This is a genomic window from Streptomyces sp. NPDC037271, from assembly GCF_055603605.1.
The window spans coordinates 72,642-84,877 of sequence record NZ_JBVJVN010000024.1; the positions used below are offsets into that span (position 1 = coordinate 72,642).

At 73.1% G+C, this 12,236-nt stretch carries 12 protein-coding genes and 1 pseudogene; 4 read left to right on the plus strand and 9 right to left on the minus strand.

All coding sequences use genetic code 11. From position 1 onward, the window contains the following. Nucleotides 1-178: 178 nt before the first annotated feature. Both ACZ7G3_RS29530 and ACZ7G3_RS29535 read left to right on the plus strand, forming a co-directional pair. On the plus strand, nt 179-1,366 hold the full coding sequence (locus ACZ7G3_RS29530; RefSeq protein WP_426600619.1) for a glycosyltransferase family 39 protein: 1,188 nt from the start codon (nt 179-181) through the stop codon (nt 1,364-1,366). A 238-nt stretch (nt 1,367-1,604) separates the two neighbouring features. Next, nucleotides 1,605-2,621 carry a phosphatase PAP2 family protein gene (locus ACZ7G3_RS29535; protein ID WP_426600620.1) on the plus strand — a complete coding sequence of 339 codons (1,017 nt, stop codon included), beginning with the start codon at nt 1,605-1,607 and terminating at the stop codon, nt 2,619-2,621. 51 nt (nt 2,622-2,672) lie between these two features. Here the strand turns inward: ACZ7G3_RS29535 and ACZ7G3_RS29540 are convergent, their stop codons facing one another. The 4 genes and pseudogenes from ACZ7G3_RS29540 to ACZ7G3_RS29555 form a co-directional block, all read right to left on the minus strand. Further along, nucleotides 2,673-2,888 (minus strand): I78 family peptidase inhibitor, encoded by a 216-nt coding sequence (locus ACZ7G3_RS29540; RefSeq protein ID WP_426600621.1) that lies wholly within the window; start codon nt 2,886-2,888, stop codon nt 2,673-2,675. A gap of 370 nt (nt 2,889-3,258) precedes the next feature. Then, nucleotides 3,259-4,221, minus strand: a pseudogene (locus ACZ7G3_RS29545) (helix-turn-helix transcriptional regulator); the annotation flags it as partial. A 51-nt stretch (nt 4,222-4,272) separates the two neighbouring features. Next, a complete protein-coding gene (locus ACZ7G3_RS29550) occupies nt 4,273-5,085 on the minus strand; it encodes a hypothetical protein (protein WP_470929143.1) in 813 nt (270 codons plus the stop codon). Nucleotides 5,086-5,247: 162 nt separating this feature from the next. Then, entirely contained in the window at nt 5,248-5,898 is a 651-nt protein-coding gene (locus ACZ7G3_RS29555; protein WP_470929145.1) for a LysM peptidoglycan-binding domain-containing protein, read from the minus strand. Nucleotides 5,899-6,434: 536 nt separating this feature from the next. Here ACZ7G3_RS29555 and ACZ7G3_RS29560 point away from each other — a divergent pair. Further along, entirely contained in the window at nt 6,435-7,232 is a 798-nt protein-coding gene (locus ACZ7G3_RS29560) for a hypothetical protein (RefSeq protein ID WP_426600624.1), read from the plus strand. A gap of 74 nt (nt 7,233-7,306) precedes the next feature. Then, a complete protein-coding gene (locus tag ACZ7G3_RS29565) occupies nt 7,307-7,600 on the plus strand; it encodes a hypothetical protein (RefSeq protein ID WP_398135195.1) in 294 nt (97 codons plus the stop codon). A gap of 81 nt (nt 7,601-7,681) precedes the next feature. Here the strand turns inward: ACZ7G3_RS29565 and der are convergent, their stop codons facing one another. From der to aroH, 5 genes are all read right to left on the minus strand, one after another. Next, nucleotides 7,682-9,160: a ribosome biogenesis GTPase Der gene (der, locus tag ACZ7G3_RS29570; protein ID WP_470929147.1), complete on the minus strand. Its 1,479-nt coding sequence runs from the start codon at nt 9,158-9,160 to the stop codon at nt 7,682-7,684. A gap of 64 nt (nt 9,161-9,224) precedes the next feature. Continuing rightward, nucleotides 9,225-9,884 (minus strand): lysophospholipid acyltransferase family protein, encoded by a 660-nt coding sequence (locus ACZ7G3_RS29575; RefSeq protein ID WP_426518409.1) that lies wholly within the window; start codon nt 9,882-9,884, stop codon nt 9,225-9,227. Beyond that, the gene (cmk, locus tag ACZ7G3_RS29580; RefSeq protein WP_426518407.1) at nt 9,881-10,576 is read right to left on the minus strand and encodes a (d)CMP kinase; all 696 of its coding nucleotides are present in this window, start codon (nt 10,574-10,576) and stop codon (nt 9,881-9,883) included. Before cmk ends, ACZ7G3_RS29575 begins: the two co-directional genes overlap by 4 nt. A 134-nt stretch (nt 10,577-10,710) precedes the next feature. Beyond that, nucleotides 10,711-11,796, minus strand: coding sequence for a prephenate dehydrogenase (locus tag ACZ7G3_RS29585; protein WP_470929149.1), 1,086 nt, complete (start codon nt 11,794-11,796; stop codon nt 10,711-10,713). Next, on the minus strand, nt 11,793-12,155 hold the full coding sequence (gene aroH / locus ACZ7G3_RS29590) for a chorismate mutase (protein WP_470929151.1): 363 nt from the start codon (nt 12,153-12,155) through the stop codon (nt 11,793-11,795). The genes ACZ7G3_RS29585 and aroH overlap by 4 nt, the downstream gene beginning before the upstream one ends. Nucleotides 12,156-12,236 lie beyond the last annotated feature (81 nt).

Genomic DNA, 12,236 nt, shown 5'->3' on the forward strand with positions numbered 1-12,236 from the left:
GGGGCTCCGGGCCGTGCAACGGAACGCGAGTGGCTCGCCAGAGTACGCGAGACCTCGCACGGCACACGTGGCGGACCTCACACAACCCGCGTCACCTGTGTGGCATGCGCCACCGCGGCCACGGCCCCGCCCGCCCCGGCCGGCCGGCCGCTCCCGCCCACGGCAGATAATCGAGCCCGTGACCGATCTTGAAACGCGCACGACGGGCCGCCCGGGCGCCCTGCGCCGGGCCGCCCCGGCGCTCCTCGGCTACGCGGCCGTACGCGCCCTGGGCCTGCTCGCCCTGGCCCTGTGGAGCGCCGCGCGCGACAAGAGCGCGTACACGCTGCTGACGGCCCGCTGGGACTCCCTCTGGTACACGAGGGTCGCCGAACTGGGCTACGGCTACGAGGTGCGCCTGCCGAACGGCGACGTGCACTCCAACCTGGCCTTCTTCCCGCTGCTGCCCTGGCTGGAGCGGCTGGGCGCGGCGGCGGGGCCGTGGTCGCCCGCGGACGCCGGGTTCGTCGTGTCGCTGCTCGCCTCGCTCGCCGCGGCCTGGGGGATCTTCGCGGTCGCGGAGCATGTGTACGGCCGCCGGGCCGGGGTGTGCGCGGTGCTGCTGTGGGCCGTGCTGCCGGTCGGGATCGTGCAGTCCATGGCGTACAGCGAGTCCCTGTTCACGGCGCTCGCGGCCTGGTCTCTGTACGCGGTGCTGACCGGGCGCTGGGTGACGGCGGGGGCGCTGGCCGCGCTGGCCGGGCTGACCCGCCCGGTGGGGCTCGCGGTGGCGGCGGCCGTGTGGGTCGCCGCGATTACGGCATTCGTGCGAAGCCGGAGCGACGCCGGCACGGACGGCGCCCGCGACCCGGCGCGCGCCCCCGGTGACGGCGCGCGGCGTGCGCTCGGCATGCTCCTCGCGCCCCTGGGCGCCGCCGGGTACGTGCTCTGGGTCGGGCACCGCACCGGCCGGGGCCCGCTCGGCTATCTCGACGTCCAGGCAGGCTGGCGCAACGGCTTCGACGGGGGCGTGGCCTTCGCCCGTTTCGTCGCCGGCAAGTTCACGTCGTTCCCGTCGGCACTGGCGGGCGTCGCCCTGGTCGTGGGGATCGCCCTGCTCGTCCGGCTGTACGTCGTCTGCGTACGGCAGCGCCAGCCGCTCCCGCTGCTGGTGTACGCGGGGATCGTCACCGTCCTCGCCCTGTGCACGTCGAGCTACTTCGGCTCGAAGCCGCGGCTGCTGCTGCCCGCTTTCCCGCTGCTGCTGCCCCTCGCCCTGCCCCTGGCCCGGCTGCGAACCTCCAGGTCGGCGCTGGTCGTCGGCGGTGTCGCGGTGGCGTCGGCGGTGTACGGGGCGTTCTGGCTGAACGGCTCCGGCCCGCCCTGACCGGGCCGGGGCGCCCCGATGACCGCCGGGAGAATTCCGCACCAGCATTCGGTGAACGAATTCATAAGCACGATAAGCCGTCGACCGGGCCGATCAAAGGAATTGAAGTCCGCAATAGGACGGGGTTGCGGATTCCTCGGAAATAAACCACCGCCTGAGAGGAATCCCACATCACATCGTCATCACAAAGCCGTTGATTCGGCCGGGATCACTCCTCACTCGCTGTAACGTCGATTGGGTGCGTACCGAACGGAACCTCACCCGTCTGGACCGGGTGTTCGCGAGACTGGACCGGGAGCCGGAACGACCGGCCCACCTAGATGTGCCGGAGATGAGCCGGCACAGGGTTGCGCTGTTCGCCGGGACCCTCGCGTTCTACATCGCGATCGTGTGGGCCGTGCTGATCACCTCGTGGCTGGTCCGGCTCGACTGGCAGGTCATGTTCTTCCGGCCCTACCAGCAGTGGCCGGAGCTCCACGCGTTCGTCGACTACTACGTGGTGCTCGGCCAGCGCGGCCCCACCGCGGTGATGGTCGCGGCCTGGCTCGGCTGGCGCTCCTGGCGGCAGCACACCCTGCGCCCCCTGCTCGCGCTCGGCGTCTCCCTGCTCCTGCTGAACGTCACCGTCGGTGCCGCCAAGTACGGCATGGGCCGGCTCGGGCCGCACTACGCGACCACGATCGGCGCGAACGAGATGTGGCTCGGCGGCGATATATTTCCGAGCGGTCACACCGCGAACGCCGTCGTGACCTGGGGCATCCTGGCCTATCTGGCCTCGACGCCGAGGGCACGGCGCTGGTTGTCGGCACTGTCGGCGGTCACCTCGCTCGGCGTGGGACTGTCCACCGTCTACATCGGCACGCACTGGCTCAGCGACGTGCTCCTCGGCTGGGCGGCGGGACTGCTGATCCTGCTGGCGCTGCCGTGGTTCGAGCCGCTGATCACCCGGACCGAAGCCCGGATCCTCGGCCTGCGCGACGGCTGGTTCGCCCGTCGCCGCCGCGCGGCGGCGACGAAGCAGCCGGTCAGCACACCCGAGGTCCTCACGCCGCACGCCCCCGACCGGGAGGAGGCACCGGTCCGCGAGCCGGTCGCCGCGCCGCGCAACCGGGCCCCGGCGTACCTGGCCCCCGGCCCCCACACGGCCCGCTCGGACCGCACGCCGGCGCCCCCGGCGGGCAGCCGCCGGCCGGGGCACGCCGACCGCCACCCGCGAGGCGCGGCCCCGGCCGGGCGCCCCCTGTCGGGCGGCTGACCGCTCACACCACGCCGCGGGGACCGGTACGCACAGCCCCTCCCCCGCGGGTCAGCCCTTCCAGGCCCGGGCCACTCGGCCGTCCTTCACCTCGAAGTTGAGGCGGCCCACGCGGTACTCCATGGTGATGACCGTCCCCGGCGCCAGTGCGCGCACCGTCGACCAGCCCCGCTCCCGGGCGAGCCGTTCGGCCGCGCCGGAATCGAGGCCCACGTACGTGTCCGGACTGTCCTGGGGTTCGGCCGGGGGTGTCGGAATCGGTGCCATGCCGCCACGCTATGCCCTGCTCCACAACCGGGGAAGTCCAGGCCCGTAACGCGGGGTGCAGACGCACCTGGGGTCACACTTCTGTCACAAGATCACGACCCGCGTTTCGGTATGAATCCGTCACACGGACGGACGGTTCTGTACGCCTTACGGCAGACCCGTGAGGTGAATTTCCGCGTGTCGCGTCACCCTCTCGAATAAGTGGACGGAAAAGGCTTCGAAGGGCCGCGGAGGCTTCCCCGCATTCCGCGCCCGAACACATCCGAACCCACTCGAACGAACTCACGTACGACGTCGCGTACGGCGTGCGGGGACCGGACATCGACACAGGAAACACATCAGCTGCTCACAGATTCCCCTCTGGCCGCCCGGACCGGGACAGGGCGCGGGTGAGCCGGTCGCGTGCCGCCCGGATCGTCTCCGTCAGCCCGTCCGGCTCCAGCACCTCGAAGTCGAAGCCCAGCAGCATCAGGTGCACCACCATGACCTCCAGGCTCCCGGCGCCGGTGCGCAGGAGGCAGCTGTCCGGGCCCTCCGCCCCCAGCACCCCGGCGGTGGGCGAGATCCGCTCGACGGCCTCCTCCAGGGGCACCAGCAGCCGTACGACCGCGTGCGTGGCGTACGCGCGCGTGGAGACGCCCGCGGAGACGTAGGCGGCCAGGTCCTCGGCGGGCGGCTCGCGCGGGACGAAGCGGGGACCGTGCGGCGGCTTGGGCGTGACGCGGTCCACCCGGAACGTGCGCCAGTCCGCGCGGTCGAGGTCGAAGGCGACCAGGTACCAGCGGCGCTCGGAGCACACCAGCCGGTGGGGCTCGACGGTGCGGCGGCTGTCGGTGCCGTCGTGGCCCCGGTACGCGAAGCGCAGCCGCTCGCCGTCCCGGCACAGGTGGGCCAGCTCGGCCAGGACGCCCGGGTCCACGGCGGAGGCCCCGGGGCCGCGCAGCATCGGCACGGTGAAGGCGTTCAGGGCGCCCACGCGGCGCCGCAGCCGGTCGGGCAGCACCTGCTCCAGCTTGGCGAGCGCACGGACGGAGGTCTCGCCGATCCCCTCGATGCCCTGCCCCGCGGCCGTGCGCAGCCCCACGGCCACGGCGACCGCCTCGTCGTCGTCCAGCAGCAGCGGCGGCAGCTCGGCGCCCGCGCCCAGCTGGTATCCGCCGCCGGTGCCGGGGCTGGCGTTGACCGGGTAGCCCAGCTCGCGCAGCCGGTCCACGTCCCGGCGCACGGTGCGGGGGGAGACGCCGAGGCGGTCGGCGAGGTCGGTGCCGGACCAGTCCCGGTGGGCCTGGAGGAGGGAGAGCAGGCGCAGTAGTCGTGCCGAGGTCTCGAGCATGGCGCCGAGTCTGCCAGCGGTTGCGGACAGGTACTGTCCGCGTCGTCAGGTCTACAGCGGGGTGACCGACAGCGACAGGTCGTTGTCCCGGGTGTAGTACGGCCCGGCCCGCACGAGGCCGTGCGGCGTCCGCACGCGCGCGCGTGGATACGTGAGGACGGGGTACTTGTCGGCGATGTCGTCCAGCAGCCGCGCGAGGCGCACGGCCGGGCCGGGTTCCCCGGCGGGCCGCAGCCACAGGTCCCACTCGCCCGGCGCCAGGGTGTCGTAGGGCACGGTGAAGCCGAACTCCGCCCGGTCGGCCGCGACGTCCAGCCGGCGCACACCGCCCTCGCCGGTGCCGGAGCGGACCCGCAGCTCGGCGTGGGCGCCGGGGGCCAGCTGCGTGCCGTACACCCGTCCGCGTACCGTCAGCCCGCCCTCCGCGGCGCGCAGCTCTCCCGTCTCCGCGTGCGGGGCGCGCAGCCAGCTGCGGACGGTGAGGTTGCCCTGCCGGGTGGCGTACGGGATGCGGACGGCGACGTGGCCGAGCAGGCCCCCGGGGGTGCGGTCGGCGAGGGAGCGCAGGTCGGTGACGCCGGGCACCAGGCGCCGCGGCTCGCCGTCGGACACGCGCGCGTAGGCGTCCCAGCGGCCCTCGGGGAGGGCCACGCTGCTGGGCAGCGCGGCGCGCAGCCTGCCCTCGGCCGCGGGGGCCAGCGGCAGGCTGACGGTGTCGTCGGCTCCGTCGGCGGCGCGGCGGCGCAGGATGAGGAGGGCCGCCCCGGTGCCCTCGTGCGCGGCGACGTCGAAGGTCAGACCGCCCGCCGAGTCGCCGATGCAGTCGGCGCGCAGCGGAGCGGCCGATGGGGTCGGCGGCGTCATGCGGTGCGGATCCTCCCTGGGCTTCTCGTCGTCCGGTTAGACCCAGAACCCCGCCTTCTGGTTGCCTGTGTCCGATTGCGATGTGATCACGGCCGAAGGCGGGTCCGAGGCCCCGCCGCGGGTTCGCCCAGGGAGGCTGTGCCGCGCGGCGGGGCGGGCGGCTCAGAGTTCGAGGCGCTGGCCGGGCACGATCACGTCGGGGTCGGCGCCGATGACGGCCTTGTTGGTGGCGTGCAGGCGCTGCCAGCTGGTGCCGTACCGGCCGGCGATCGCGCTGAGGGTGTCGCCCTGGCGGACGGTGTAGTCACCACGGGACGCGCTGGGGCCGGTGTGGCCGCTCTTCCGGGTCGGCGCCTTCGACGGCCCGGCGGCGGACTTCGCGGGTTCGGCGGGGGCGGCCGGGGCCGCCTCGGGCGGGGTGGCGGCGGCCGGTGCGCCGCCCCGGGCCCCGGCCCGGGAGGAGCAGGTCGGCCACGCGCCCCAGCCCTGGGCGCGCTGGACCTTGGTCGCCACGGCGATCTGCTGGGACTTCGTCGCCCTGTCGGCGGTCGGCGCGTAGGCGGTGCCGCCGTACGCGCGCCAGGTGGAGGCGGAGAACTGCAGTCCGCCGTAGTAGCCGTTGCCGGTGTTGATGTGCCAGTTGCCGCCGCTCTCGCACTGGGCGATGCGGTCCCACACTCCGCGGTCCGCCGCCGCGGCGCTGCCGGTCGCGGCCAGCAGGCCGAGGGGCGCGAGCAGTGCCGCCCCGGCGAGGACCGCCGCCGTACGGTTGCTGCGAACGTTGCCGCGAGTGGTATCGGCACTTCCGGACATGTGTTTCCCTCTCCACGCAACCCGGGCTCCCCCAGGACGGGGCACGCTCGCCGCGCACAGCACGCGGTCGTCGCGCTCCGCCCCGTCCGCCGATGGCCGTGGTGCGAGCCGGTGATGCGGTCGGCGGACGTTCCCGAGCGGTGCTCGTTGCACACGGCGGAGCAATCTAGGGAGCCCGTCCGGCCGGGATCAACCAATGGCCCGTCATTCCAGGCCAGTCCGCCATTACCTCGGGTATCAGCCATTTCCGGACACCCACTTCATTCGCTGATTTCCTGATTTGTCGACCAACCGGCATGGCGATCTGTGACCCACCTCACCGCATCAACGGCCTTGCGGTTCAAACCAGTTGACGGTGAGTGAGCGGTTCCGGCCGACAGATGACCGTGTGCGCCGGATGGTTCGATTCCGTCGGGCGTGGGGCGTGACTCCCGCCACAGATCCCCCGTTGTCTTCTGCATGAGCCGGGGACCGCCCGGACCACGGCCCGGGAGCCACCCGGTCCGGCCACGTACCGCATCCCGAGGGAGCCACCCGTGCCGCGCATGCTCGACGTCAGCGACGACGTACGCGCCGAGATCGGCGACGAAGAAGCCGACCGCCTGCTCGCCGGGGAATCCGCCCCGGGCAGCTACGACTGCACGTCCTGCCGCACCCCGGGCGACTGCGCGCAGGAGCGCACCAGCACCGTTCTCTTCATCGGGGACGAGACCGCCGTACTCGCCTTCGCCCACGCCGGGTGCCTGCCCTCGCAGGTGGTCAAGGTCACCGAGGAGCAGCTCCAGGGGGCCGTGAAGTCCATCAGCTCCGACAACGCCCGCCCCGGGCCGGAACAGGCCGTGCCCGAGCAGGCCGCACCCGAGCAGGCCGTGCTCGGTGTCACCAGCGGACTGATCCTGATCGCCGACGAACTCCACCCGGCCCTCGTGGTGGAGCCGACCGCCCCCATCGCCCGGCCCGGCACCGTCGGTGCCGGCGACGACTTCCTGCCGCTGCTCATCGAACAGGGCTTCATGCCGGTCACCGAGCTGTCCACCGCGCCGGCGGTGCTGCACGGCTGGTCGGTACTGCTCGCGATGGGCCAGTTGCACGCGGTGCTCCAGCCGGGGACGAACGGCGGCCGGCCGGTGGCCTGGTGGCAGGCGCACCAGCCCCTCCAGGTCACCGAGGGCTGGCGCACGGCGGCCAACAAACACCAGCAGGTGCTGATGTTCGCGGCGCCCGTCGGATCGATCGGACGGCAGCCGCGCGAGGACCTGCTGCGGGAAGCGCTGGACAGGGCGGCGGCGAACGGGCAGCTGGTCGCGGCGGCGCTGCCGCTGGCCGGAACCTGAGCGCGGTCCGTGCGGCCGGCGGACGGCCACCGCCTGGGCCGCATCTCTTCCAGCGCGGTGTCGTTTGGACATACGTGTACGCATACGACGCCTTTCACCGCCAGGGCGGCCCCTCGGCCACGCCGATCTACGACGCGCTCTACGCCGAGTACGTCCGGTCCTTCCGATCACTGCCGGGCGATCGCAGCGGTGAGGAGGAGCTGGGATTCACGGCCTTCCGGAGCATCCCGCGCAGCAGAGGCGCGTACAGCGCCTACAGTGCGGGGGCCCACAGCGCCCGCGTCGGCCACCAGCAGCCGATGTGGCAGCGCGTCGGCACGCACCATGTCCCGGCCGCGCTGCCACCGGGCCCGCGCAGAGGCGCCTGACAGCCACCCGAGTGACGAGAGAGGGCGGCCCCTTGCCGGGGTCGCCCTCTCTCGTCGTTCTCTTCGCCGTCGCGGCTGCCGCTACTTCTTCTTCGCGCCGCGCTTCTCGCGCACCCGCACCGAGAGGTGGATCGGCGTACCGTCGAAGCCGAACTCCTCGCGCAGCCGGCGCTCGATGAAGCGCCGGTAGCCGGCCTCGATGAAGCCGGAGGCGAAGAGCACGAACCGCGGGGGCTTGGTGCCGGCCTGCGTGCCGAACAGGATGCGCGGCTGCTTGCCGCCCCGCACCGGGTGCGGGTGGGCGGCGGCCAGCTCACCGAGGAAGGCGTTCAGCCGGCCCGTCGGAACGCGGGTCTCCCAGCCGGCCAGGGCCGTCTCGATCGCGGGGACCAGCTTCTCCATGTGCCGGCCGGTCTGCGCCGAGACGTTGACCCGGGGCGCCCACGCCACCTGGCCGAGCTCGGTCTCGATCTCCCGCTCCAGGTAGTAGCGGCGCTCCTCGTCGAGGGTGTCCCACTTGTTGTAGGCGACGACGATCGCGCGGCCCGCCTCGACGGCCATGGTGACGATCCGCTGGTCCTGGACCGAGATCGACTCGGAGGCGTCGACGAGGATGACGGCGACCTCCGCCTTCTCGACGGCGGCGGCGGTGCGCAGCGAGGCGTAGTAGTCGGCGCCCTGCTGGAGGTGGACGCGCTTGCGGATGCCCGCCGTGTCGACGAACTTCCAGGTCACGCCGCCCAGCTCGATCAGCTCGTCGACCGGGTCGCGGGTGGTGCCGGCCAGCTCGTTGACGACGACGCGCTCCTCGCCCGCCACCTTGTTCAGCAGCGAGGACTTGCCGACGTTGGGCCGGCCGATCAGGGCGATGCGGCGCGGGCCGCCGACGGCGGTGCCGAAGGTCTGGGCCGGGGCCTCGGGCAGGGCCTCCAGGACCTTGTCCAGCATGTCGCCGGTGCCTCGGCCGTGCAGCGCGGAGACCGGGTGCGGCTCTCCCAGTCCCAGCGACCACAGGTAGGAGGCGTCGGCCTCGCCGCTCTGGCCGTCCACCTTGTTGGCGCACAGCACGACGGGCTTGCCGGCCTTGCGCAGCAGCCGTACGACGGCCTCGTCGGTGTCGGTCGCGCCGACCTTGGCGTCCACGACGAAGACGACCGCGTCGGCGGCCTCGATCGCGTACTCGGCCTGCGCGGCCACGGAGGCGTCGATGCCGAGGACGTCCTGCTCCCAGCCGCCGGTGTCGACGACCTTGAAGCGGCGGCCGGCCCACTCGGCCTCGTAGCTGACGCGGTCGCGGGTGACGCCGGGCTTGTCCTCGACGACGGCCTCGCGGCGGCCGATGATCCGGTTCACCAGGGTCGACTTGCCGACGTTGGGACGGCCGACGACGGCGAGGACGGGCAGCGGGCCGTGCCCGGCCTCCTCGATCGCGCCCTCGACCTCCTCGATGTCGAAGCCCTCTTCGGCGGCGAGCTCCATGAACTGCGCGTACTCGGCGTCACCGAGCGCCCCGTGGTCGTGCTCCTCGCCCGAGCCCTCGGAGTGGATGTGGTCGTTCATGAAGTCCGTACCTCGTTCATCGTGGTGATCGGTGGTGCACCCCCTGTACCGGGTGATCCACTACTCAAAGTGTGGCCCGGCGGCCGGTGAGCCGCCTGGCGTTCTCCAGGTGTGCGGTGAGCTGCTTCTGGATGCGTTCGGTCGCCTCGTCCAGCGCCTTGCGGGTTCGCCGCCCGCTGCCGTCACCCGCGTCGAAGGGGTCGCCGAAGACGACGTCGACGCGCGAGCGCAGCGGAGGCAGCGCCTTTATCAACCGTCCGGGCCGGTCGGAACTTCCCAGCACCGCGACCGGGACGATCGGTGCGCCGCTGCGGACCGCGAAGTAGGCGAGGCCGGCCCGCAGCGCGGCGAAGTCGCCCTCGCCCCGGGTGCCCTCCGGGAAGATGCCCAGCACGCCGCCGTTGTCCAGGACGCCCAGCGCCTGGGTGATGGCGGTGCGGTCGGCGGTCGAGCGGTCCACCTTCAGCTGGCCGATGCCGAGCAGGAAGGGGTCCAGCGGACCGATGAACGCTTCCTTCTTGATCAGGAAGTGCGTCGGCCGGGGCGCCACGCCCATGACCATCGGGCCGTCCACGTTGTGCGAGTGGTTGACGGCGAAGATCACCGGGCCGGTCGCGGGCACCCGCCAGGCGCCCAGCACACGCGGCCGGAACAGCCCGTACATCAGGCCGACGCCGATGCGCCGCCCGACCTCGGCGCTCCGCGCCGATGGGACCTCGGTCACTTCCCCGCCCGCTTCTCCTCGACGAGGGTGACGACGCACTCGATGACCTGCGGGAGGGTGAGGTCGGTGGTGTCCACCTCGACGGCGTCGTCGGCCTTGGCCAGCGGCGAGGTCTTGCGGCTGGAGTCCGCCGCGTCCCGCTTGATCAGGGCCTCGCGGGTGACGTTGACGTCGGCGCCCTTGAGCTCGCCGCTGCGGCGGGCGGCGCGGGCCTCCGCCGAGGCGGTGAGGAAGATCTTCAGGTCGGCGTCCGGCAGCACCGTCGTCCCGATGTCGCGGCCCTCGACGACGATGCCGAGCGGGGCGGCGGCGGCGATGGTGCGCTGCAGCTCGGTGATCCGGGTCCGCACCTCGGGGACGGCGCTGACCGCGCTGACCTTGGAGGTGACCTCCTGGGTGCGGATCGGGCCGGCCACGTCCACGCCGTCGACCGTGATGGTGGGGCCCGCCGGGTCGGTGCCGGAGACGATCTCGGGCTTGCCGGCCGCGGCGGCGATCGCGTGCGGGTCGTCGGTGTCGATGCCGTTGGTGACCATCCACCACGTGATCGCCCGGTACTGGGCGCCGGTGTCCAGGTAGCTGAGGCCGAGCTGCTCGGCGACGGCCTTCGACGTGCTCGACTTGCCCGTGCCGGAGGGGCCGTCGATGGCGACAATCACGGCCGGGACGGTCGGGGCGGCGCCGTTTTCCACGAGGGGACACCTTCCTGGTGCGGTGCGGTGGGTGGTGTGCGGGACGCGAAGGCGTCCCGCACAAGGTTACTGGCTCTCCGGGACCCCTCCGACAGTCGCCCGGCACCCCGGGACCACCGCCGGGATCCGAAAGATCACTGCCGGATCGCCCAGCCCCGCTCCTTGAGGGCCGCCGTCAGCACGGACGCGGCCTTCGGCTCGACCATCAGCTGCACCAGACCGGCCTGCTGCCCGGTCGCGTGCTCGATCCGTACGTCCTCGATGTTGACCCCGGCCCGTCCCGCGTCCGCGAAGATCCGGGCCAGCTGGCCGGGCTGGTCGTCGATGAGGACGGCCACGGTCTCGTAGACCCGCGGTGCGCTGCCGTGCTTGCCCGGGACCCGCACCTGTCCGGCGTTGCCGCGCCGCAGGACCTCCGCGATGCCCGTGCCGCCCTCGCGGCGCTTGTCCTCGTCGGAGGACTGCAGGGCGCGCAGGGCCCGTACCGTCTCCTCCAGGTCGCCGGCGACGTCGGTGAGCAGGTCGGCGACCGGCCCGGGGTTGGCGGAGAGGATGTCGATCCACATCCGGGGGTCGGAGGCTGCGATCCGGGTCACGTCGCGGATGCCCTGTCCGCACAGCCGTACGGCGGTCTCCTCGGCGTGTTCGAGGCGGGCGGCGACCATGCTGGAGACCAGGTGGGGCATGTGGGAGACGAGGGCCACGGCGCGGTCGTGGGCGTCCGCGTCCATCACCACCGGCACCGCACGGCAGTGCGAGACCAGCTCCAGGGCGAGGTTCAGCACCTCGGTGTCGGTGTCCCGGGTCGGGGTCAGCACCCAGGGGCGGCCCTCGAAGAGGTCGCCGGTGGCGGCGAGCGGGCCCGACTTCTCGCGGCCGGACATGGGGTGCGTGCCGATGTAGGCGGAGAGGTCGAGCCCCCGTGCCTCCAGGTCGCGCCGGGGGCCGCCCTTGACGCTGGCCACGTCGATGTAGCCGCGGGCGGCGCCGCGCGCCATCGCGTCGGCGAGCACGTCGGCCACCAGGGCCGGCGGGGCGGCGACGATCGCGAGGTCGACCGGCCCGTCCGGGGCCCGGTCGGTGCCGGCGCCGAGCGCGGCGGCCGTACGGGCCTGCTCGGGGTGGTGGTCGACGAGGTGGACGGTGACCCCGCGCTGGGTCAGGGCCAGGGCGGCGGAGGTGCCGATGAGGCCGGTGCCGATGACGAGTGCGGTTCTCACTGGGCGATGTCCTTGCGCAGGGCCGCGGCGGCGCCGAGGTAGACGTGGGAGATCTCGGCGCGGGGCCGGTCGGACTCGACGTGGGCGAGGATCCGGACGACGCGGGGCATGGCGCCCTCGATGTCCAGTTCCTGGGCGCAGATCAGCGGGACGTCGGTGATGCCGAGCTTGCGGGCCGCCGCCGCGGGGAAGTCGCTGTGCAGGTCGGGCGTGGCCGTGAACCAGATGCTGATGAGGTCGTCGCCGGTCAGGCCGTTGCGCTCCAGGACGGCGGTCAGCAGTGCCGCGACCTGCTCGTCCATGTGCCCGGCCTCGTCCCGCTCCAGTTGGACGGCGCCCCGGACCGCTCGTACCGCCACGGCGATGCTCCTTGCTGACGTGCGTATCGGTTCTTGGTCCGTCCAGCGTAGTCAGCCCGCCGCGTACCGGTCCGGGGCGCC

Coding starts and splice junctions, on each gene's coding strand:
- ACZ7G3_RS29540 (WP_426600621.1), bottom strand. CDS start 2,888: ATGGCACCGATTCCGACACCCCCGGCCGAACCCCAGGACAGTCCGGAC.
- ACZ7G3_RS29550 (WP_470929143.1), bottom strand. CDS start 5,085: ATGACGCCGCCGACCCCATCGGCCGCTCCGCTGCGCGCCGACTGCATC.
- ACZ7G3_RS29555 (WP_470929145.1), bottom strand. CDS start 5,898: ATGTCCGGAAGTGCCGATACCACTCGCGGCAACGTTCGCAGCAACCGT.
- der (WP_470929147.1), bottom strand. CDS start 9,160: ATGAACGACCACATCCACTCCGAGGGCTCGGGCGAGGAGCACGACCAC.